Here is a 23,107-nt window from a genome sequence, read left to right as displayed (position 1 = left end):
GTCCTCTGCCCTTACTCTGCCGCAGCCTGGAAATTGTTGCGGGCCAATGCCGAGCACTCGGCCATGACGGCCGAGGCGCGCGCTATCGGGTTCGTCAAATAGAAGTCTTTGATCGGCGAAGCAAATGCGGATTTGCCCATCGCGCCGGCTTTTTTCGCAAGTGCGACAATTTGGGCGCTATCGCCTTCAGCGATCTCGTCGATGCCGGCGAAATGCGGGAACGCAGCATAGAGCTTGGCGCGCAATTCTCTCAGCGAATCAAAGGGAAGCTTCTTGCCGAGCACGTCGGAAAGGGCGCGGATGATGGCCCAGTCCTCGCGAGCGTCGCCCGGTGCGAAACCGGCACGATTGCCCATCTGAACGCGGCCTTCTGTGTTGACCCAGGTGCCCGACTTTTCGGTGTAGGTAGCGGCCGGCAGAATGACGTCCGCATTGTGCGCGCCATTGTCGCCGTGCGAGCCGATGTAGACAGTGAACTTCGCACCCTTGCGGGTGAAGTCGAGCTCGTCAGCGCCCAGCAGGAAGAGGACGTCCATCGACGACAGCATCGCCGCAGCGTTGACGCCCTTTGCACCCGGCACGAAGCCGAGGTCGAGGCCGCCGACGCGGGAAGCTGCGGTATGCAGCACGGCAAAGCCATTCCAGCCGTCCTTCACGACGCCGACAGCGGCAGCGAGCTTGGCGGCATTCGCCAGCACTTCGGCGCCGTCTTCGCGGATGAGCGCGCCCTGACCGATGATGATCATCGGCTTCTGCGCATTCTTCAGAACGTCGGCGAAGCTGTGCGAACCGCCGACGACATCAGCCAGCGTATCCGGACCAGCGCCGAGATAGTCATAGGAGTAACGCAGGTCGGCATGTTCGCCGATCACACCGATCGGGAACTTACCCTTGCGCCAGCGTTTGCGGATGCGCGAGTTCAACACGGCCGCTTCGAAGCGCGGAGTGGCGCCGATGATCAGCAGCGCATCGGCAGCTTCGATGCCCTCGATGGTCGGGTTGAAGATGTAGCTTGCACGGCCAAGCGACGGATCAAGCGCCGTCCCGTCCTGGCGACAGTCGAGATTTTCCGACCCCAGCGACTTCAGCAGTTCGGAGAGCGCGTACATTTCCTCGACGGAAGCAAGATCGCCGGCGATCGCGCCGATCTTGTCGCCGCTGGTGGCGGCAACCGCAGACTTGATGGCGGCGAAGGCATCACCCCAGGTCGAAGCCTGCAGGCGGCCATCCTTGCGGACATAGGGCTTGTCGAGACGCTGCGTCTTCAGACCGTCCCAGATGAAGCGGGTCTTGTCGGAGATCCACTCTTCGTTGATCTGCTCGTTGACGCGCGGCAGCACGCGCATGACTTCGCGGCCACGGGTGTCGACGCGGATGGCCGAGCCGAGCGCGTCCATGACGTCGATCGATTCGGTCTTGTTCAGTTCCCACGGACGAGCCGTGAAGGCGAAGGGCTTCGAGGTCAGCGCGCCGACGGGGCAAAGGTCAACGACATTGCCCTGCAGCTCGGAGGTCATTGCCTGCTCAAGATAGGTGGTGATTTCGGCATCTTCGCCGCGGCCGATCAGGCCAAGTTCGGAAATGCCGGCGACTTCCGTGGTGAAGCGGACGCAGCGCGTGCAGTGGATGCAGCGGTTCATCACGGTCTTGACGAGCGGGCCGATGTACTTGTCCTCAACGGCACGCTTGTCTTCCTGATAGCGCGAACTATCGATACCGAAGGCCATGGCCTGGTCCTGCAGGTCGCATTCGCCGCCCTGGTCGCAGATCGGGCAATCCAGCGGGTGGTTGATCAGCAGGAATTCCATCACGCCTTCGCGGGCCTTCTTGACCATCGGCGTGTTGGTGAAGACTTCCGGAAGCTCGCCGTTCGGGCCGCCGCGGATATCGCGCACACCCATAGCGCAGGAGGCCTGCGGCTTCGGCGGACCGCCCTTCACCTCGACGAGGCACATGCGGCAATTGCCGGCTACCGACAGTCTTTCATGGAAGCAGAAGCGCGGGACTTCGGCGCCGGCTTCCTCGCACGCCTGGATAAGCGTGTAGTGATCCGGAACTTCGATCTCTTTACCGTCAATCTTCAGTTTTGCCATCGTCCACTCAGTCCTATGTCACGTCTGCCGCCGAACCTGGCCGCAGACAATTTCATGATCGCAACACCGTCTCGCCACCGGCGCGGCATTTTGAGCCGCATGGCACCGGTCTTGCTCACAATCACCTTTGCCGAACCTTGCCCCCACAAGATCAGCGTCCCGGCTGAAACATCGCGAGACCCCGCCCGCAACATGCCCACCGCCCTATTCACACTCTTCGGCCGCTTGGGGCATCGCCGAAGAAAACTCTCAACCCCGACCTCTCGGCTGGAGCGCTTTTGCCTGGCCAATCCAATCGTCGCGCCGGATACGGCCGTCGAAACCGAGTTCCGCATCGATCCGCTCGACATCCGCCTCGTTCCAAGCGGCGATATCGGCAAAGCGTAGAACGCCGCGTTCGTTCAGAACCTGCTCCAGCTTCGGACCGATACCCGAAATCCGCTTCAGGTCGTCGGTCTTCACGACGGCCTTGCGGTTGCGCGCTGGCGCCGCTGCAGGCTTTGCCGCAACTGGCTCGGGAGCAACAACCGCAGCCTTGGCGCGGGCTTTGGAGGGCGTCTTTACCGGCGCCGCTTTCGCCGAGACTGGCTTCGGTTCGGCCTTCCTCACCTCAACCGGTGTTGCTTGAACGGGCTTTGCTTCGACCGGCTTGGCAACGGGCGATGCCTTCACGACCTTCGCTTCCCCTGCCCCGTCAGTCTTTGCGCTCGGCTTCTCCTCGACCGCGGTATCGTCCGTCTCGTCAAGCGCGACAGAGAGCTTGTTGGTCGCCTCGACCGCGCCCTGCAGCGCGCCGAAGAATGCGCCGGCCATCTGCGACGAGAAGCCGAGCCCGATCGCGGTCGCGGCGGCAAAGGCTGCCGCCGGATGCGCCATCAAAGGGTGGATCGGCAAAATGGGCGAATTCCGCAGCATATCCGCTGCAATACGGCCGAGATCGGCCGATGCATCGGCTGCCCTGCTGTTCTGCGTGGTATCTGTGCTCTTCGCCATCATCGTCCTTACTCGGCCGCTTCCAGCACCGCTCCGTGGCTCGTTGCATTGGCCGTGTATTGGTCAATGCGCTTTTCGATTTCCGGGCGGAAGTTGCGGATCAGGCCCTGTACCGGCCATGCGGCGGCGTCGCCGAGCGCACAGATGGTATGGCCTTCGATCTGCTTCGTCACCTGGAACAGCATGTCGATTTCGCGCTTCTGCGCATTGCCCCTGGCCATGCGCTCCAGCACGCGCCACATCCAGCCGGTACCTTCACGGCACGGCGTACACTGGCCGCAGCTTTCATGCTTGAAGAAGGCCGAGATGCGAGCAATCGCCTTGATGATGTCGGTCGACTTGTCCATGACGATCGCAGCCGCCGTACCGAAGGACGACTTGACTTCGCGCAGACCGTCAAAATCCATCGGGCAATCGATAATGTCGGCCGCCGGAACGACCGGGCACGATGCGCCGCCGGGGATGACAGCAAGCAAATTGTCCCAGCCGCCACGAATGCCGCCGCCATGCTTCTCGACGAGCTCGCGGAAAGTGATGCCCATCGTTTCTTCGACCGTGCATGGACGATTGACGTGACCGGAAAGCATGAACAGCTTCGTGCCGACATTGTTCGGACGGCCGAAAGACGAGAACCAACCGGCGCCGCGACGCAGGATCGTCGGGGCAACGGCGATCGATTCGACGTTGTTGACGGTCGTCGGGCATCCGTAGAGACCCATGTTAGCCGGGAACGGCGGCTTCAGCCGCGGCTGACCCTTTTTGCCTTCCAGGCTTTCGAGCAGCGCGGTTTCTTCGCCGCAGATGTAGGCGCCGGCACCGTGATGAACGAAAACATCAAAATCCCAGCCGAGCTTATTGTTTTTGCCCAACAATCCGGCGTCATAGCATTCGTCGATCGCAGCCTGCAGGGCTTCGCGTTCGCGCATGTATTCGCCGCGGACATAGATATAAGCCGTGTTCGCACCCATGGCGAAACCGGCGATGACGCAGCCTTCGATCAGCGTATGCGGATCGTGGCGCATGATATCGCGGTCTTTGCAGGTGCCCGGTTCGGACTCGTCGGCATTGACGACGAGATAATGCGGTCGGCCATCGCTTTCCTTCGGCATGAAGGACCACTTGAGGCCGGTCGGGAAGCCAGCGCCGCCGCGGCCGCGCAGACCGGATGCCTTCATCTCGTTGACGATCCAGTCCCGACCCTTTTCGAGGATCTGCTTGGTGCCGTCCCAGTGGCCGCGGCTCATCGCGCCTTTCAGGGACTTGTCCTTGAGACCGTAGATATTGGTAAAGATGCGATCCTGATCCTGTAACATACCTTACCTCTTACTCAGCCTTGTCGCCGACAGCCGTATTGTCTTCTTTGGCCGGAGCAGCCTTCGGATACTCGGCGGGCAGCGCCGTCTTGCCATCAGCCGGGCTCTTCAGCGCCGGATTGGTCTCGGCATCGCTACTAACGGGCTTGGCTGCCTCGGATGGCGGCAGAGCAACCGTTTCGGCGGCAACCTTAGCACCGGCCTTCTTCTTCGTCTTCGTCGCCGGCGAATCCAGAAGCGACGTCAAACCACCTTCCGGTGCGGAGAAAATGCGATCGATCTGCGGACCGGTCGGAACTTCGCTGCCCTTGCCTGCGACGAATGCATCGATGATCTCTTCGAGACGTTCCGGCGTCAGATCCTCATAGGTATCCTTGCCGATCACGACCATCGGTGCGTTGACGCAGGCGCCCTGACATTCGACTTCTTCCCAGGAGAGCGTGCCTTCGGCGTTGCGCTCCAGCGCGTGGGCGGCGATCTTGCTCTTGCAGACCTTCACCAGGCCTTCAGCGCCGCGCAACATGCAGGGCGTCGTGCCGCAGACCTGAATATGAGCGCGGCTGCCGACCGGATGCAGTTGGAACTGCGTGTAGAAGGTGGCGACTTCGAGCGCCCGGATATAGGCCATATCAAGCATATCGGCGATCTTTTCGATGGCCGCCTTGGTGACCCAGCCATCCTGCTCCTGCGCGCGCATCATCAGCGGGATGATCGCGGATTGCTGGCGGCCCTCGGGATATTTCTTGATCGTCTTTTCAGCCCAAGCCGCGTTCTCCTGGTTAAAGGCGAATGCGGCAGGCTGGAATTGATCTTCGGCTAGTCGACGAACGGACATCTTTCACGCCTTATCTCAGTTTAAGGACCCACACCGCGTATCCGTCAGGGACGAAAATTCGCAGGCATAGGCCGACTGGTCTTTCTGCATAAACACAACGAATTTGCCGCCGTTCGGCACGGCGGCCTTTATTTCATAGCCACGTGACACGAGATCGGCCATGGTCGATACCGCGCTCTGCGAAGCCGTATTTCCGCTCTTTGCAACATTCGAGCTTTTCGCATTCGAACCTTGCACGGAGATGCTGGGCAACGCCTGCGCCTTGCCGGCCTGCTGAGCCGAAGCTCCGGAAGCAGCGAGAAGCGCAGTAGCGATGACCGGCCAAAGCTTCATCAGCGATCCACCTCACCGAACACGATGTCGAGCGAACCGAGCACGGCCGCGACGTCGGCAAGCAGATGGCCGCGGCACATGAAATCCATGGCCTGCAGATGCGCATAGCCCGGAGCGCGGATCTTGCAACGATACGGCTTGTTCGAACCGTCGGAGACGAGGTAGACGCCGAACTCGCCCTTCGGCGCTTCGACAGCGGCGTAAACCTCACCGGCCGGCACGTGATAGCCTTCGGTGTAGAGCTTGAAGTGGTGGATCAACGCTTCCATCGAGCGCTTCATCTCACCGCGCTTCGGCGGCACGACCTTGCCGTCCAGCGAGGAGACCGGGCCGGTCTTGGCATCGCCAAGCAGGCGGTTGACGCACTGCTTCATGATGCGGACCGACTGGCGCATTTCGATCATGCGGATCAGGTAACGGTCGTAGCAGTCGCCGTTCTTGCCGATCGGAATGTCGAATTCGAGATCGGAATAGCATTCGTAGGGCTGCGCGCGGCGCAGGTCCCATGCGGCGCCCGAGCCGCGGACCATGACGCCCGAGAAGCCCCAGGCCCAACAGTCTTCCAGCGACACGACGCCGATATCGACGTTGCGCTGCTTGAAGATACGGTTACCGGTGAGCAGCTCGTCAATGTCGTCGAGCGCCTTCAGGAAGGGATCGCACCAGTCGCCGATATCCTGCACCAGCTTTTCCGGCAGATCCTGGTGAACGCCGCCCGGACGGACATAAGCGGCATGCATGCGCGAGCCCGAGGCGCGCTCATAAAACACCATCAGCTTTTCGCGCTCTTCAAAGCCCCAGAGCGGCGGCGTCAGCGCACCAACGTCCATGGCCTGCGTCGTCACGTTCAGCAGATGCGACAGGATGCGGCCGATTTCGGAATAGAGCACGCGGATCAACTGACCGCGGATCGGGATCTCGATGCCGAGCAGCTTTTCGACGGCCAGCGCGTAGGCGTGCTCCTGGTTCATCGGCGCCACGTAATCGAGGCGGTCGAAATAAGGAACGGCCTGCAGGTAGGTCTTCGTCTCGATCAGCTTTTCCGTGCCGCGATGCAGCAGGCCGATATGCGGATCGACGCGTTCCACAATTTCGCCGTCCAATTCGAGGACAAGACGCAAAACGCCGTGCGCAGCCGGGTGCTGCGGACCGAAATTGATGTTGAAGTTGCGAACGTTGTGTTCAGTCATTGCAATGCGCTCCGCTTATTGCAGGCATTAGCCAGTAGGCAATAGGCAATAGTGTAACCGTTAACTCTCATATCCATGTCGTTCGTCCTGCAATCGGCGAATAAGCGATCGCAGCATCTTGCCGATTTCATCACCCAAGGACATCGTCGCCTTAATTCGCTCAAAAGCGACGATCTCTACTCGCGTTGACAATATCAGATGCGTTTCCAATTCCTTCAGCGACCCTTGTGCGATCTTTAGGTGATGAACGTAAGCCCCTGTAGCTTCTCGCCCATAACCTTCCGCGATGTTTGCCGCGATAGATACAGATGCGCGCCGTATCTGTGAAACCAAACCGTAAATCTCTTCCTTCGGAAATTCCTTGGTAAGAGCATAACATTCAACAGCAAGGTCCATCGAGCGCTGCCACACAGTAAGGTCCTGGTAGGAATTAATCGCCGTTTGCCATTCTCCTATTGCCTATTGGCTACTGCCTATTGCCTCTTACTGCTTCGCCTTCTCGTCACCCGGGAGCACGTAGTCTGTGCCCTCCCACGGCGAGAGGAAGTCGAAGTTACGGAATTCCTGCTTCAGTTCGACCGGCTCGTAGACGACACGCTTGGCGGCGTCGTCATAACGAACTTCGACGAAACCGGTGGTCGGGAAATCCTTGCGCAGGGGATGGCCTTCGAAGCCATAGTCGGTCAGAAGGCGGCGCAAATCCGGGTGGCCGGTGAAAAGAACGCCGTACATGTCCCAGGTCTCGCGCTCGAACCAATCGGCGCCGGGATAGACGCTGCAAGCCGACGGCACCGGCTGATCTTCGGCGACCGGAACCTTGATGCGGATGCGCAGGTTCTTCTTCGGCGACAGTAGGTGGTAGACGACGTCGAAACGATCGGGACGCTGCGGCCAGTCGACGCCGCAAATATCCGTCAGGTTGACGAAGCCACACTTGGCATCATCACGCAGGAACGTCAGCAGCGCGACCACGTTTGCGGCCGTCGTCGTCACGTTCAGCTCGCCATACTTGATCGCGGACGACGAAATCAGCGTGCCGCGAACTTCCGTGAGATAGGTGGCGAGTTCGTTCAGGGCTTCACTCATATTGCCTTGTCCCCTGCCTTACCGTTCGATCGTGCCAGTGCGCCGGATTTTCTTCTGCAGCAGAAGCACGCCGTAAAGCAGCGCCTCCGCCGTGGGAGGACAGCCCGGCACATAGATGTCGATCGGCACCACGCGGTCGCAACCGCGCACGACGGAATAGGAATAATGATAGTAGCCGCCGCCGTTGGCGCAGGAGCCCATTGAGATGACGTAGCGCGGTTCCGGCATCTGGTCGTAGACCTTGCGCAGAGCGGGTGCCATCTTGTTGGTCAGCGTGCCGGCGACGATCATGACGTCAGACTGGCGCGGCGAGGCGCGCGGTGCGAAACCGAAGCGCTCGACGTCATAACGCGGCATGGAAACCTGCATCATTTCGACGGCGCAGCAGGCGAGACCGAAGGTCATCCACATCAGCGAGCCGGTACGGGCCCAGTTGATCAGCTCGTCTGTCGAAGTGACCAGAAAGCCCTTGTCGGCGAGTTCATTGTTGATCTCGCCAAAATACGGATCATTGCTGCCAACGGGCTTGCCGGTTGCGGGATCGATGATCCCCTTCGGCTGCGGCGCAACGAGCGTCGTGTTGCTTTGGACTACTCCCATTCGAGCGCCCCCTTCTTCCATTCATAAATAAAGCCGATGGTCAGCACCGCCAGGAATACCATCATCGACCAGAACCCGAACCAGCCGATCGCACCAAAGGATACGGCCCAGGGGAAAAGGAAGGCGACTTCCAGGTCAAAGATGATGAAGAGAATCGACACAAGATAGAAGCGGATGTCGAACTTCATGCGGGCGTCGTCGAATGCGTTGAAGCCGCACTCATAGGCCGACAGCTTTTCCGAATCAGGCGCCTTGAAGGCGACGGCAAACGGCGTGATCAACAACGCCAGGCCGATCACCACGGCAATACCAATGAAAATAGCTATCGGAATATAGGAACTGAGCAGTCCAGTCATCATGTCCATCCCTGCTTGCCATGTGCGCCGGGGCGGCGCCTCTGGGCAAATGCCCAAGCCAAGCGAAAGAGCGTTGCAACAGAGCCGTGGTTAGCGCAGCCGGAGCGCGGGCGCAAGCCTTTTGAATATGTCGTTTCAAGCACTACCGAACCGGACTTACCAACAGGCTGTAACGATATCGCGACAAATCCGCGCAAAGGCAAAACGGCTTTTTCGCAGTCGCAGCAAATTGATGATTGATTGTAATGGCTTGAAACAAATGGCGCGAGTGACGGGGCTCGAACCCGCGACCTCCGGCGTGACAGGCCGGCACTCTAACCGACTGAGCTACACCCGCGCATCGTTTGACCTTTCGGTCATGCGAAATCCGGCAATCATGCTTTAAAATGGCGCGAGTGACGGGGCTCGAACCCGCGACCTCCGGCGTGACAGGCCGGCACTCTAACCGACTGAGCTACACCCGCACTTCATTTCAAGCATTCCGGATGCTTTCGCATCCATCAAAGCGGCCTCGCCGTTCGATGAGCGGCTAACTACGGGGTTCGCGTTTGGGTGTCAAGCAGGTTTAAATACAAATCCATGACAGAGCACGAATTGTTTTCGCGACCGCCGCCGGCACGTTTCGGCTCCGTCGATTTGGCATGGCAGGTTCGCGCCTCACGCATTTCAAAAACGGCTCATAAACCCGCCCCAACCAAGCCGGGCTTCCCCAGCAGTCGCATGTGGCGATATCGTCCACTGATGCCGCGCCATCAAAAAAATCAAAAAATCTTCACAAACACTCTTGCGGTTTTTTGTCGTTCCGCATAGATCACGGCCACCGAACGCGGCGGGCCAGTGACCCGCTTGCTGCAAGGGCGATTAGCTCAGTTGGTAGAGCGCCTCGTTTACACCGAGGATGTCGGGAGTTCGAGTCTCTCATCGCCCACCATTTTCCAAATATAAATCGATTGGTTGAAATAACGGTTTTCAAGCTATTTGACAGCGCTCTTTGCGCACCAGAACGGTGCCAACGCCCCAGCGGCACCCGCTCAATAATTCCCCGTAATCACGATCGTCAGAAGTACCGCTGAAACAACCACAAGAGCTGCGATGATTGCGAGCAGCTCCTTCAGCATAAAACGTTCCATCTTGCCGCCATCCATGACGTTTGCTCCCCGCAAACTGCTTATTCGCGCTTTGTCCCAACATCGAATCGCTGCGTTAGGTTTAACGCGAATCTCCCATAGGCGGAGGGTATGTCAATTTCGGGTCGGGAATATCGATCTTTGTCGGCCTTTGCCGTGGCGGCGGGTCGATATAGGCGGCCGGGAGGTTGACGCTTCGCGATAGGAGCCGCTTAGCGATCTCAGCGGATGCCGCCCGTGCGCCGGCCCGCGAGTAAAAATTCCCGCGCACCTGCACCGATGCGGCAAGCAGTTTCAGAAATGCGCTGCGAAGGCCGGGCAACGGCTTTGCTGGATTGCCCCAGAAGAGGTCCAATGGCTTTTGGTCCGTCAGACGGTCGATATCGTAGATCGCCGCTCCAAGGGCTTTTACCGGTCTCTCAGCCTGCAGGGCGGAAAGTGCGGCGGTGGAATTGACCGTCACCATGCCCTGGCTTGCCGAAATCAATTTTTCGAGATTGCCGCCGTCGATAAAATGGATGCGGGAGGACAGGGCGAGCCTTGCGCCTATGCCGTGGATATAGCCCCTCCAGTCGACAAGCCCATTGTCGAGCGGATGAAGCTTTATAACCAAATGCATGTTTGGCGCTGCGTGCGCGGCAAACGACTGCATGATCTGCTTGATTGCATCCTGCTGTCGATGGAAGGGCGAGTGCGAGCGGAGTTGATAATCCGTCTGAAGCTGCAGGGGATAGACGAAGAATCGCGTCTCAGCGGTGATCAAGCACTCGATGGTCGCCTCCGCTTCCCGTGCACGCCTGCCGCTCGACGGCAGCCGGCGGAGCCAGCCCGCATATTCCACCAGCGGATGATAGAGCGCATGGCGCCGATAGCCGGGATAGAGAAACCACAGAAAAGCGTTGGGAAGATTGTAGAGGAGATCATAGGCCGCTTCGGCCAGGAAACTGTGACTGAAGCGACGGCTCCAGTCCGGCTCGGGAAGGCTCGCCGCGGCCTGGACGAGGTATAGCGGATCGACGGGAAAACGGGAATTGGATGACATTCCGTCACGCTCGAGCGTCACCCAATCCGGCCGCAGATATCCCATCTCGACGACATTGATACTAGCGGCTCGCCGCCTCGCCTCTTCGATGGCGACTTGATGGTACGGGCGCTCTTCCCCGAGAAGAATCAGGTCCGTGACCCTGTCGGCCTCGATTCGGCGGCGAACGTAGCTGCGCCAACCGGCAAAGCCGCCGCGATAATTGAAGGCGCCACGGCGGCGCCAGAATATCCAATCGCCCGGGTTGAGGTTGATGCGTATGCAGCGATGGCCTGCCGCTTCCAGCCCCCCGGCGATTTCAACGAAAAGCGGTGAGGACGGCCCTTGCAGGAAAAGAAAGACACGCGGAGAAGCCGCTGCATCCCCCTGCCCGTCAGCCATCACTCCGGAACCTCGGTGCTGAGGCCGGCGTAGCGCAGCAGCGTGCCGATGAGGTTCCAAGGCGCTTCTTCCTGCGGCGGCATCGGCTTTTGCGAGTGCGACCGCGCACGGCCGAGCGGAACGACGATGTAGTCCGTGCGCGGATCGGGGAAGGGATCGGCGAAGGCCTTCAGCAGCGGCGCGTGATCACCGTAGAATAGCAGCCACACAGGACGGTCGAGCCGATCCAAGTGATGCGCGAGATTGCCCAGCGCATGGTCGGCGCGCATCAGCAGCTCGCTATAGATATCGACCGGATTTGTCAGGTCGCCGCAGCGGCCGGGCTCCCAAGGGCCATGATTCGCCATGGAAGCGACGAAGACGAAATTTTTTCCGGCGCCATCCTCGTCGATCGCCCGAATCACGCTTTTCGTCAGCGACAGGTCGCTGACATAGGGGCCGTCGCGGTCGGGCCGGTGGTCGAATTCGTCCAGCATCATCATCCGGTCGAAACCGAGCTGCGGCATGGCCTTGTGACGCAGGAAAAAAGTTTTGTCGTAGGGGTGGATGAATTGCGTCTTCCAACCGGCCTTCCGCAGCCGTTGCGGCCAGACAACATCCTTATAGTGGCTGGCGCGCAAATAGGGGTAGCTCGCGTCGATATGGACGTTTTCGGGCAACAAGCCGCTCAGCACTGCGAACTCGGTGCGCAGCGTATAGCCGCCCTCGAAAACGCTTGTCATGCGGCCCCATTGGGCGGCCTGCTCCCGTAGCCGGTCAAGATTGGGCAGCTTGACGTTTTCCACGCCGAAATGCCGGAGATCGATGAAGGATTCGGATTGCCATATGACGATCAACGGTTCGTCGTCGCCATGCTCCCATAGTTCATGAAGAGCGGAAATGAAGCGTTCCGATAACTGAGTGACGATAGCCTCGCGCCTGACGCCCACCCAGATGACGAAATGAAAGACGACGGATTCAAAAGTGCCGAATCGGACCGTATCCTTCTTGACGTCGACCTTGCCGAGAACATTCTGTGTGAAACGACAAACGGGGCCGCTGACGATCCGGCTGAATAAGGCGAGCCAGGGGCCGAAGGCGATCGCCAGCATCACGAGAACCCAAAGGAAACCGTTGTGGCTGGGCAGGATCGAGGGCTCGAAATACATATAAAGCGCGCTGACGCCGAATACATAGGAGAGCGCGATGACCCAGAAGACGATGTTCAGAGACGTCGCGTAGAAAATCTCTTTGTATTTGAAAACATCGACCACTAGGGCGATGTCGGAAAAGACCAGGGGTTCGCGGATGAACTCGAATTTTGCGCGCGAAATTCCGGTGAAGATGACGAAGAAACTGATCGCACCCTGCGCACCATAAATCGGACGCCAGGAGATTGCGAAGAAGAAGCCGTAGATGAGAGCGATGACGGGAATTCTTGCCGCCCATTCGAACGCCAGCCGCTTCAAACTTCTCTCTGTATGATTTTGTTTGTTGACTGCGGCAGGCATCGCAAAAGGGTCGGTCAGGAAAATGACCACGCAGGAAAAAGCGAAGCAACCAAGCGTCAACAGCGCCGGAAAATCATGAAGTTTCAAAACTAAACCGTCCAAGATATATAGTCTGCGGCAGCTCGCTCCAAAAACCGGAAAAAGCCGCCAATTCCAAAATTCTATCGTTCTATGTGTCTCACCAGGCGCGCTGGAGCATGACATAAATTATGGAAACTTCGTTCAGCCCCGATCAAAGCCTTTGTCGATCGAGCGGGCAAGGCTTCCATCCCGTCCTTGCTCAATTATTTTTCGAAGCTTGCGAGAATACCACCATATCAACAGCGGCTTTATCAAGGGCCCGAAATAGGCGAGAGCGGTCAGCGACCATCCAAAGTGGATTCGGGCCTTGCCGCGGTCGAGACCGCCGACGATTTTTGCCGCCACGGCTTCGGCGCTCCACGGCTTGACCGTACCCATCAATAGCTCCGCCTCGGCGGGCCGCATCGACATTTCACGGTGATATTGCGGCGTGAGCGTATCCGGCGGAAAGCAGATCGCGACACGCACCCCGGCGATGGCCGCTTCTGCGCTCAAGGCTTCGGCAAAGCCGATCAGCGCCGACTTGGAGGCGCAATAGGCGGTGTAGCCGTAAATGCCGATCAAAGCGGCGCCAGAGGAGATCATCATGATCTTGCCGCTGCGACGGGTCTTCATGCCCTTATAGACAGCGCGCACGATATTCGCCGTTCCCAGGAGATTGGTGGCAATCTGCTCGTCGAAAACTACGGCCGGCATAATATCGAAAGCAGATGGCTCGACGATGCCGGCAGACGCGATCAGGACGTCGCAAGGTCCGAAAGCACGCTCGCAGGCCTCAACGGCTTCCAAAACCTGTTTGGCGGATGCGACATCGACGGAGGCAATCTGGATGCAAGAAAGATCGACGCCTGCCATGGTCGCAATCTCAACACGCGCCTCTTCCAGACGCCCGGGGTGGCGAGCAAGAAGAGACACCCGGTCGCCTCTGATGGCATAGAGCTTGGCGATCGCCAGACCGATCCCGCTTGAGCCTCCGGTGACGATGACATGCATGACCTGATCGCCTTAAGTCTATGGCTTGCCGGCGGCCTGGCGCGCCGGCAACAACTGCATCACCTTGTCCATATCGATGGACGCCAGGCCGAAATTCCGATCCTGTAAATCCTGGAGTTTCCGGGCCGTTACGGCGACTGAACGGCGGATTTGCTCTTCGGTGTGATTGCAGGTGATGAAGAAGCGCAGCCGCGCCATGCCTTCGGGCACGGCCGGGTGAATGATCGGCAGCACATTGATGCCTTCGCCCAGCAAATCATTGGAAAGCTGCACCGCTCGCAGCGAATCGCCGACGATGACGGGAACGACGGAAAAGCCAAGACTCAGACCGGTATCGAGGCCCGCCTCCCTGGCACGCTGCAGGAAGAGGCTGCCATTGCGCCTGAGCCGAGCGGCCCTCTCCGGTGCGGACTCCAGAATTTGTAAGCCGGCGATGGCCGCCGTGGCCAGAACCGGGGCAAGACCGACGCTATAGACGAAGCCGCCTGCCTCCGCCTTCAGGATATCGGCGAGCGCGCTGCTGCCGGCAATATAGCCGCCGCAGCTCGATGTCGTCTTCGAAAGCGTTCCCATCCAGATGTCGACATCGCGCGGATCGAGGCCGAAATGCTCGAAGGTGCCGCGTCCCTTTTCGCCGAGGATGCCGAGCGCATGAGCCTCGTCCACCATCAGCCAGAAGCCGTACCGGGCCTTCAGCTCCAGAAGCGCCGGGAGATCGGCGACATCGCCGTCCATGGAATAGATGCCTTCGACAATGACCAGGATACGGCGAAAGTCGGAAGACAGTGTCTTCAGGATGCTTTCAAGATTTTCTGCGTCATTGTGCTTGAACAGGCGCCGCGCCGCGCCGGAAAGCTTGATACCGGCAAGCGCGCTGTTGTGGATGAACTCATCGTGGATGACGAGGTCCTGCGGCCCCAGCAGACAGCCGATGGTCGCCACATTGGTCAAGTAGCCGCTGACGAAGCAGACAGCAGCATCGACGCCATAGAGCTTGGCGAGCTGCTGCTCCAGCTCGACATGCACCGGCCGCTCTCCGGCGACAAGGCGGCTGGCGGAAGCTGAGATGCCGAAACGGTCGATGGCTTCCTTGGCACGGGTTGCCACGAGAGGGTCGGTATTGGTGGCAAGGTAATCATAGGAGGCGAAATTGACGAATTCTCGTCCGCCCATCTTTGTCGTCGCGCCGGCGGCGGTATCATGCGAGCGGTAGAAAGGATTAGCGATACCGGCCATCTCGCCGGCAATCTTCTGCGTCATGACGCGCTTATATTCCGGCAAATCCTCGAAGCGCTGAGCCTGACGAACCGGCTGCTGCGGCTGCCTGTTCAACCGCTCCGCCCGGTTGCGTCCGGAAGATTCGTTGGCGCGGCGCATCTGCTCCAGCAGGCTGCTTTTCTTGTCGCCGGGCGGAACAACCCCATTGGCATCTTGCGTCATGAGCGTGCGGCCTTCTTCTGAAGGGAGTGGCTTTGGACCAATCGGCTGACCACTTGATCCTCGCTCGCCGCCGAACCCTCGACCTCCCCGCCACCACGATTCATGACCCTGTCACGCAAGCGGCTGACGACGTCGCTGACCGTCGTCCCCTCCCCGATCCCACTCAAGGGAATGTCGAAACCGGTCTTCTGCTGGAAGCTCATGCCGAGTTCCATCGCCATCAGGCTGTCGAGGCCGATATCCTTCAGCACCTTGTCGGGTGTAATCGTATCTTCGGTCACGCGCAGGATCGCAGCAATTTCCGAAGCCACGATCACGTGCAAAGCGGATTGCGCCTCCTCCTCGGATTTACCTTTGATCAATTCGCTGAGATCGATGATGTCGCCATCGTTCAGGGACTGATGATCGCCCGCATGGCGCATCAGCGGTTCGAACAGCGACCGGGCGGCGATCGGCAGCATGCGTGCCGCACTCCAATCAATTTCGGCGATCATAACGGCTGCGGCATCGATCTCGCCGGTATCGGCCAGCATGTAACGTTCGACCTGCTCCAACGCATCGCGCGCCTTCAAGGCGGCCTTGCCGATGCGCTTGGACAAGAGCTCGTTGACCTCGATATTGCGGGCAAGAAATCCTTTGTCCGCAATGGCGCCGAAGCCAACGGCGAGCGCCGGCAGACCGGTGGCGCGGCGCGATCGCGCTAAACCTTCGAGATAGCCGTTCGCTGCGACGTAATTCGCTTGCCCAGGATTGCCGAGCATCGTCGTCGCGGACGAAAACAGCAGGAACAGATCGAGGCTGTCATTCCGGGTCAATCGATGAAGATTGTCGGCACCCCTGACTTTCACCTCGATAACCGGCCGATTGCGCTCTGGTGTCAGGTTGGCGAGAAGTCCATCGTCCAAGACCATGGCGGCATGGATAATGCCCTTCAGCGCACCCTCGGAACGAAGCGAGCCAAGCAGTGCCTCGACAGCAACCTCGTCGGTGATGTCGCAGGCGTGCAGCGTTGCCACGACGCCTTTCTTCTCCCATTCACCAACGGTGTTCAGCGTCTCCTCATCGGCGACGCCCCGGCGCGAGCACAGAGCGATGCGGCGCGCACCCTTGGACACGAGCCAGTTGGCGGCCGCGAGACCGAAACCGCCGATACCCCCAGCCACGAGGAAAATGCCGGCGGGATCGAGCCGCAGCGATTTAGCCGGCGCCGGCAAGACAGGATCGACACCGAGAACAGGCGGGCGAACGACGATCTTGCCGATATGACCGGCATTCTGCATCAGCCGGAAAGCACCGGCGATCTCATCATAGCCGAAGGCACGATAGGGCAGCGGAGTGAGCTTGTGATCGGCAAAGAGCTGACCGATCTCCGCAAAGATCCGCTTCGTTAAGGCGGGAGCGTTGACCAGCAGTTGATCGGCGTCGATGCCGAAATAGCTGATATTGCGGCGGAAGGGGCGCAGACCGATCTTGCGGTCGGAATAATAATCGCGCTTGCCTAATTCCAGGAAGCGGCCGAACGGCTTGACCAGCTCGATGCTTCGCTCCATCGCCTCGGAAAACAGCGAATTCAACACAAGATCGACGCCTTCGCCCCGGGTAATGTGGCGAACGCCCGCAACGAAATCCAGCGAGCGGGAGTCAAGCACGTGGTCGGCGCCGAGCATTTGAAGGAAGCGGCGCTTCTCGACCGTGCCGGCGGTGGCGATCACCTTAGCGCCCTTGAGCTTAGCGACCTGCAACGCGGCAAGGCCGACACCGCCGGCAGCGCCATGGATCAGGATGGTTTCACCCGATTGGATACGCCCCAGCTCGACCATAGCGTAATAGGCGGTCAGGAAGGCGACGGGCACCGTGGCCGCGGCAAGCGTGTCCATCGTCTCCGGCAGCTTGGTGACACCATCGCGGCGCACGCGCACGTGGGTCGAAAACGCAGCGGGACCAATGCCCATGACCTTGTCGCCCGGCTGGAGGTCGCCGACGGCAGAGCCGGTTTGCAGGACGCGACCGGCGAACTCCATGCCGATCGTTGCGCCGGCAAACCCATCCTCCAGCGCTTCTTCTGGCAACAGGCCCATCGCCCACATGACGTCACGGAAATTGAGGCCGGTGGCTTCGACGGCAATGATGACCTCGTCATCCGACGGCGCCGACAAATCCGCCTCTTCCCAAACAACGCTGTCCAACCGGCCACTCGTATGTTGCCGGATCGCCGCCGAGGCTACATCGCGGCGGTTCATCTCGGTCGCCGCAAAAGGCCCGGCCACGGCCCGGATTTCGCGGATCTCGCCGGTTACCCTGTCGAGCATCCACTCCCGGTTATTGGTCTCGGCGAAAAGAAGGGTCTCAACGGCTGCGATCGCCCGCTCATCGTCGGTTTCGGCATCAAGCAGGTGCACGTCGAAGCCATCATATTCATTCTGCAGCACGCGCGCGAAGGCCCACAAGCCGGCATTGGCGCCATCAACCCGCTCTTTGGCAAGCGGCGAACCGCCCGGAGCCGCGATTACAAGGCGCGGTCTGTCACCCTCCGCATATCTCGTCAATGCATCGGCCAGCTCTGCGAACACGTCGAGCCGCATCCGCGACAGATCGGACGCGCCGCGCTCGCCCTCCCGCTCTGCCAGATAGAGAATATGGCGCGGATGGTGGGACGCGAGGACCTCGGCGAGGTTCGAAGACGCTGCTCTGACGTCGACTGCGATCATCCGCATATCGGAAAGGCCGATGCTCGCGCCACGCTCGGACAGAACTAAAAGCGGTGCGTCGGCGCGGGATACAGCAGGCTCGTCTTCGACTTGACCTTCGGATGCAGCCAACGCCGTGATCAGCACCCCTTCGGGGAATACCTGCTCCTCGATCCGAGGCTTGCCGAAACCGAGCGCCGCAAGGATATCCTCGACCTGCTGCAGCGTACCCAACTGGCCTACAGGGAATTCCGGCGACTGACTGTCGGCGAACCATCCCTCCGACAGGCCAAACGCGAAATCGTTGAAGACGCTCGGCGCTCGATCGGCAAACAGGAGTTGCGCGCCACGCGCGGCAGCGCTGCGGATGGCGGCTTTCAGCCCGTCGTCATGGGATAGAAGATGCTGGCTCTGATCACTACACGCAATGATAACGTCGGCGAGTGGCTGATCGGCAAGCTTGCCAGGCTCCGCGACGATGACATGTGCGGCACCCTCGAAGGCGATTTCAAGTGCACGGCGCACCTGCTCTCGCGGCTCGGTTATGATCAGGCTGGCGCCGGCCTTGGCGGCGATCGCGGCCAACCGCTGGCTAAAGGCTGCGGATGTCGACCCCGCTTCCAGAATAAAACCAATATCGCCGGGATTGGTCTCGATGGACACTGCGAGGGCCTCGGCAACAAGCGAAAGCCGCCTGCTGCTCAAGGGCGAGTGAACGAGCACATGCTCCAGCGTCGCTCCGCCAGTCGTATGAACAGTTGCCTCGGCCCGCTTTTGGCCAAGCACATGTCTATGAACGGCGGCCAGACGCTCCAGGGTTTCGCGATAGGCATTGTTGACGAGAATTGCTTCGGCGACCCGGCCGGCATCTTCGCGATAGAGCTCCTGCAGCACTTCGCCCACCGGCGGCAGAGTAAAATCGAGCGGAATATGCCATTTGCCATCATCAGCCGAAGCGATGCCGGCATCCTCCAAAATATAGAGGCAGTTGATCAGGAACGGGTGGAATTCCGGATCGTCCGGAAGGTTTGAAAGCGAAACCGCACCATCCCTGCCCGCGATCGCCAAGGCGATCTCATGGCATGCCCGGTAAATTGCTGCGTCAAGAAGCAGGGTTGCATTATTGAGCGAATGGTTTCCATTGAGACCGCGCAGTGCCGAAGCATCTGGCATAACCATGTCCGATGCGGATCGGCGGCCAAAAATCGCCGATGGCACGGTCTCATAGTGAAAGGAGACGGAATCGAGCGTCATATGCCGGCGCAGATAGGTGCGGCGGAAGCGGCAATCGTCGAAAACGGCAACCTCATCGCCGTCGCCGTCGAACATCCGGAAGCGGGCCTTGATCGAATTCCGGCTGAACCGATCGATCTCAATGACCGCTTTGACAACCGGTCTTCCCTTGCCAGCTACCCGCACAGTGCCGAAACGAACCGGGATATAGGGAGCTCCCGCCTCATCGCCCGACAGTTTATCGAAGAGCGCGACGAGGCCGTGGAACGCCGCATCGATCGACATCGGATTGAGGTTGTAGGTTACGAACGGATGGGCGGGAGCGGCAGCCGGCTTCAGCTCCACTTCAATGACGCTGCGCCCGAAAGCGACAGCCTTCGATAGAAGCTGGAAATGCGGACCATATTGCAGCCCGAAACGCTCGGCCGTTTCATAGGTCTTCTCGGACGTGAGAATGGATTTCTCTTCCTCGAACCGCCATGCGGCTCTGTCTTCGGCATCGCCCTTCCCGATCGGCTTGCGGCCGCGCGCGACCGCATGAACGGTCCAGTCGTCGTTGCTCAGCCTCTCACGCGAGCGGATCTCGATATCGCCCGTCTCCGGGGAAAGGATGGTCGACAGTTCCACCATCCGATCCTGCCGCAGTTCCAAGGGTCTGACGATTTCGAGATTGCCGATCTCAACCGCATCCGTCTGGTAATATCGCTGAGCTGCCGTGACGGCGATCTCGATGAAACCGCTGCCCGGCAAGATCGACTTGCCGTCGACGACATGTTCGGCGAGATCGGCGAAGAGATGCGCATCCAGATGGTTCTTCCAGGTGGAGGCGTTGGGGTCCGTGCGCCAGCCCAGCAGGGTGTAAGGGCTCTTGCCGTCGCGGCCAAAAATGTCGATTTCGTCCGTTGTTGGCTGCGAACGCAGCTCCACCGGTTCGAACGGCAAAGACGGCAGCTTAACGAAGGCATTGCGCGTGGCGCTGCCGCGCGAACGCAGCGCCGACGCGCCATGTGCGACAGCGCGCGCAAAAGCCTGCGAAACCGGATCCCGCCCGGAGAGCGGCGGCTCCCGCAGCAATGTCGGTATGGCAACCGCCTGGACGGACGCCTGCTTGGCGATCTCCGTCATGTAATTCGAAAGGATCGGGCGCGGCGCGATTTCAATGAACAGGTTGCATCCCATCGCCATGGCCGCCTGACAGGCCGTCTTGAAAAGCACGGGATCGCGAACATTGCGCCACCAGTATTGAGCATCGAGCAAACGGCCGTCGCAGGCAGCGCCGGTTACCGTTGAAATGAAGGTGCCGCTGCCGGCATCCGGTGCGACGTCAGGCAGATCGGCCAGAAAGGCGTCCTTTGCCCGATCGATGATCGGATGGTGGAAGGGATAGTTGATGTCGAGGATATGCGCGACGATCTGCGACTTGCGAGCTGCCTCCTTGAATGCTTCGATCTCATGGACCGGGCCAGAAATCGTTATCGAATTCGGCGCGTTGATCGCTGCGATGCAGATGTCGTGGAGACCGTGCAATTTGGCGAAGGCGAGCGCCGCATCCTCGTTGAGAACGACCGCAGCCATCTTGCCTTCTCCGGCGAGAAGATCCTGATGCAGCGAACGCTTGGCGACGATCGCGACCGCTTCGGCTGCCGTCAGCGCTTTGGCCGCATAGGCGGCGGCGATTTCGCCGACGGAGTGGCCAAAGACGGCATCGGGCTTCACACCGAGCGCCGAGAAGCAGTCCGATAGGGAGGCTTGAATTGCAAAAAGCAGAGGCTGCGCGATCTTGGTGTCGGCGAGCCGCATGGATAAATCGGAGGAAACCAGGATATCCGTAAGCTTCTCGGCGAGATAATATTCGAAGAGCGCGCTGAACGACTGAAAACACTGCCGGAAATGGCTGTTTTCCCGATAAGCCTCGACGCCCATGCCCGCCCATTGCGAGCCGTTGCCGGAAAAGACGAAGGCGATCTTGATCGCCTGTCCCGGCACTTCGCCGACCTCACCAACGGAATTTTCACCGTCAAGATGCGCATCGATCGCCGCAAGCACTGCGGCGCTGTCTTTGGCCTTGGCGGCGAAACGGTGGCGCATCGGTTCGCGATTGGCAGCGGCGGCCGCGATGATCTGCCGGGCTTCCTTGGGCTCTGCCCGTTCGAGCCGGCTCCTGTAGTCCTCGAGCAGCTTCGACAGCGCCGAAGCCGTATGAGCGCTCGCAACGAAAATCGTGCCCTCGCCCCGCAATGGTGGTTCGGGCGGAGCGACCGGATCGGGATCGCTGATGACGACATGGGCGTTCGTGCCCCCGAAGCCGAAGGAATTGATGCCGGCAAAGCGCGGCCGTTTGGCCGGAAGGAGCTCGATGGCCGATGTATTGACCCGAACGTTCAATCCTTCGAAATCGATGGTTTCATTCGGCTGCTCGAAATGCAGCGATGCCGGCAGAAAATTGTTCTCCAGCGCGATCATCGCCTTCAGCAGGCCGAAAAGACCGGAGGCGGGCTCGGTATGGCCGATATTGGACTTGATTGAGCCGACCGGCACCGGCGCCCGGCGGTTCCGGCCAATGATATTGCCGATCGCCCAAATCTCGGCGGGATCGCCAACCTTAGTCCCCGTACCATGACCTTCGATGAAGGCTATGCGGTTGACGTCGATGTTCTGCCCTTCATAGATCGAACGCAGCAAAGCGGCTTGTGCATCGCGCGACGGCAACGAAATCCCATTTGTACGGCCGGAAGAATTCACCCCGATCGCATGGAGCCGAGCGTAACTGCGATCCTTCTCACGCAAAGCGCGATCTGTCCTGCGCAGGATGATGGCCGCGCCGCCTTCCGCGCGAACGTAACCGCGGCCATTATCGTCATAGGCGCGGCAAAGCCCTTCCGGCGACAGCATGCGCGCCTGGGAAAAGCCGACGAACGATAGCGGGTGAACCAGAAGGTTGATGCCGCCGACGATCGCAGTATCGATATCGCCGCATTCCAGCGCCCTCACCGCCTGATCGAGCGCCACGAGCGACGACGAGCAGGCCGTATCGATCGTCATACTCGGGCCACGCAGGCCGAAAATATGCGAAATGCGGTTGGAAACGATCGAGAGCGTGTTGCCCGTCATGAAATACGGGCTGCCAGCGGCCGGATCTTCGGCGGTGAGATTGCCGTGGTCAAGCGAGGAAGCGCCGACATAGACGCCCACCCTTTCGCCTTCGAAGCTATCGACGGGCAAATTCGCATCTTCCAAAGCCCGCCAGACGAGGTTCAGAAGGATGCGCTGCTGCGGGTCCATCTGCATCGCCTCACGCTGCGAAAGGCCGAAGACTGCAGGGTCAAAAGAATAGATGTCGGCCATGACACCGGCGGCGTAGCTATAGGTTTTCCCTTGCGTACCGACGACGGGATGCCAAAAACGCGCAAGATCCCAGCGTTCATCGGGGATCCGGTTGACCGTGCAACGTCCCTCCTTGAGGACGAGGTGCAGTTCTTCAATCGAATCCGCGCCCGGGGCAACACTCGCCCGTCCGATAATTTCAACCGTCATAGTATCTCGGCGTCGTCTCTAAAATTGCATAGGATGAAAGTAGCCATATTTGCTTATCACCCGTTCACACCACAATTGTCCGCGGTTGTCACCTGCAAAAACCGAGGGCTGAACACCATATTGACAAACAACACGACCCTGATCCGAAGCGGGACAGGGTCGGCTCACCACAACCCTTCCTAGAAGAACCACCATCGGAATCTCAAAAGGAAGACGCAGCCCGCCGGCTCTCGCAATCCTCTGTTGCTCAATGAAAGCCAGTCTTTCGACGATGCGATATGCTGACGTCGGCATTGAAAC

Annotated in this window: 14 protein-coding genes, 3 tRNA genes and 1 pseudogene; 1 reads left to right on the top strand and 17 read right to left on the bottom strand. The window is 59.8% G+C overall.

The window, feature by feature from the left end; genetic code table 11:
* Positions 1 to 11 precede the first annotated feature (11 nt).
* From nuoG to PH547_RS10200, 12 genes and pseudogenes are all read right to left on the bottom strand, one after another.
* Entirely contained in the window at positions 12 to 2,093 is a 2,082-nt protein-coding gene (gene nuoG, locus PH547_RS10255) for an NADH-quinone oxidoreductase subunit NuoG (RefSeq protein ID WP_104822687.1), read from the bottom strand.
* A gap of 249 nt (positions 2,094 to 2,342) precedes the next feature.
* Complete coding sequence (locus tag PH547_RS10250) at positions 2,343 to 3,089, bottom strand: 5' DNA nuclease (RefSeq protein ID WP_483315536.1); 747 nt, start codon at positions 3,087 to 3,089, stop codon at positions 2,343 to 2,345.
* 5 nt (positions 3,090 to 3,094) lie between these two features.
* Positions 3,095 to 4,399 (bottom strand): NADH-quinone oxidoreductase subunit NuoF, encoded by a 1,305-nt coding sequence (gene nuoF, locus PH547_RS10245; protein ID WP_028754009.1) that lies wholly within the window; start codon positions 4,397 to 4,399, stop codon positions 3,095 to 3,097.
* A gap of 55 nt (positions 4,400 to 4,454) precedes the next feature.
* A pseudogene (nuoE, locus tag PH547_RS10240) lies at positions 4,455 to 5,234 on the bottom strand (NADH-quinone oxidoreductase subunit NuoE); the annotation flags it as partial.
* A gap of 15 nt (positions 5,235 to 5,249) precedes the next feature.
* Complete coding sequence (locus PH547_RS10235) at positions 5,250 to 5,567, bottom strand: hypothetical protein (protein ID WP_283049962.1); 318 nt, start codon at positions 5,565 to 5,567, stop codon at positions 5,250 to 5,252.
* Positions 5,567 to 6,757, bottom strand: coding sequence for an NADH-quinone oxidoreductase subunit D (locus PH547_RS10230; protein WP_283049960.1), 1,191 nt, complete (start codon positions 6,755 to 6,757; stop codon positions 5,567 to 5,569). Before PH547_RS10230 ends, PH547_RS10235 begins: the two co-directional genes overlap by 1 nt.
* A gap of 60 nt (positions 6,758 to 6,817) precedes the next feature.
* Positions 6,818 to 7,213 carry a four helix bundle protein gene (locus PH547_RS10225; RefSeq protein ID WP_285168210.1) on the bottom strand — a complete coding sequence of 132 codons (396 nt, stop codon included), beginning with the start codon at positions 7,211 to 7,213 and terminating at the stop codon, positions 6,818 to 6,820.
* Between the two features lie 27 nt (positions 7,214 to 7,240).
* Entirely contained in the window at positions 7,241 to 7,843 is a 603-nt protein-coding gene (locus PH547_RS10220) for an NADH-quinone oxidoreductase subunit C (RefSeq protein WP_285168179.1), read from the bottom strand.
* A gap of 18 nt (positions 7,844 to 7,861) precedes the next feature.
* Positions 7,862 to 8,443 (bottom strand): NuoB/complex I 20 kDa subunit family protein, encoded by a 582-nt coding sequence (locus PH547_RS10215; protein WP_104822680.1) that lies wholly within the window; start codon positions 8,441 to 8,443, stop codon positions 7,862 to 7,864.
* Positions 8,434 to 8,799: an NADH-quinone oxidoreductase subunit A gene (locus PH547_RS10210; RefSeq protein WP_028754004.1), complete on the bottom strand. Its 366-nt coding sequence runs from the start codon at positions 8,797 to 8,799 to the stop codon at positions 8,434 to 8,436. The genes PH547_RS10215 and PH547_RS10210 overlap by 10 nt, the downstream gene beginning before the upstream one ends.
* 260 nt (positions 8,800 to 9,059) lie before the next feature.
* Positions 9,060 to 9,136, bottom strand: a tRNA-Asp gene (locus PH547_RS10205).
* Positions 9,137 to 9,186: 50 nt separating this feature from the next.
* Positions 9,187 to 9,263 (bottom strand) — tRNA-Asp (locus PH547_RS10200).
* Positions 9,264 to 9,654: 391 nt separating this feature from the next.
* Here PH547_RS10200 and PH547_RS10195 point away from each other — a divergent pair.
* Positions 9,655 to 9,730 (top strand) — tRNA-Val (locus tag PH547_RS10195).
* A 278-nt stretch (positions 9,731 to 10,008) separates the two neighbouring features.
* Here the strand turns inward: PH547_RS10195 and PH547_RS10190 are convergent.
* The 5 genes from PH547_RS10190 to PH547_RS10170 all read right to left on the bottom strand — a co-directional run bounded on the left by PH547_RS10190 (position 10,009) and on the right by PH547_RS10170 (position 22,807).
* The gene (locus PH547_RS10190; protein WP_445944983.1) at positions 10,009 to 11,352 is read right to left on the bottom strand and encodes a capsule biosynthesis protein; all 1,344 of its coding nucleotides are present in this window, start codon (positions 11,350 to 11,352) and stop codon (positions 10,009 to 10,011) included.
* Positions 11,349 to 12,926 carry an LTA synthase family protein gene (locus PH547_RS10185; RefSeq protein ID WP_245463942.1) on the bottom strand — a complete coding sequence of 526 codons (1,578 nt, stop codon included), beginning with the start codon at positions 12,924 to 12,926 and terminating at the stop codon, positions 11,349 to 11,351. The genes PH547_RS10190 and PH547_RS10185 overlap by 4 nt, the downstream gene beginning before the upstream one ends.
* Positions 12,927 to 13,061: 135 nt before the next feature.
* The gene (locus tag PH547_RS10180; protein ID WP_104822677.1) at positions 13,062 to 13,913 is read right to left on the bottom strand and encodes an SDR family oxidoreductase; all 852 of its coding nucleotides are present in this window, start codon (positions 13,911 to 13,913) and stop codon (positions 13,062 to 13,064) included.
* 18 nt (positions 13,914 to 13,931) lie between these two features.
* Entirely contained in the window at positions 13,932 to 15,353 is a 1,422-nt protein-coding gene (locus tag PH547_RS10175) for an aminotransferase class I/II-fold pyridoxal phosphate-dependent enzyme (protein WP_104822676.1), read from the bottom strand.
* A complete protein-coding gene (locus PH547_RS10170; protein WP_285168178.1) occupies positions 15,350 to 22,807 on the bottom strand; it encodes a type I polyketide synthase in 7,458 nt (2,485 codons plus the stop codon). The genes PH547_RS10175 and PH547_RS10170 overlap by 4 nt, the downstream gene beginning before the upstream one ends.
* Positions 22,808 to 23,107 lie beyond the last annotated feature (300 nt).

It is taken from the genome of Rhizobium cerradonense (assembly GCF_030182455.1).
Lineage (GTDB): Bacteria > Pseudomonadota > Alphaproteobacteria > Rhizobiales > Rhizobiaceae > Rhizobium.
Note: the sequence above shows the minus strand (reverse complement) of the source record. Positions and strands in the feature narration are given on the sequence as shown.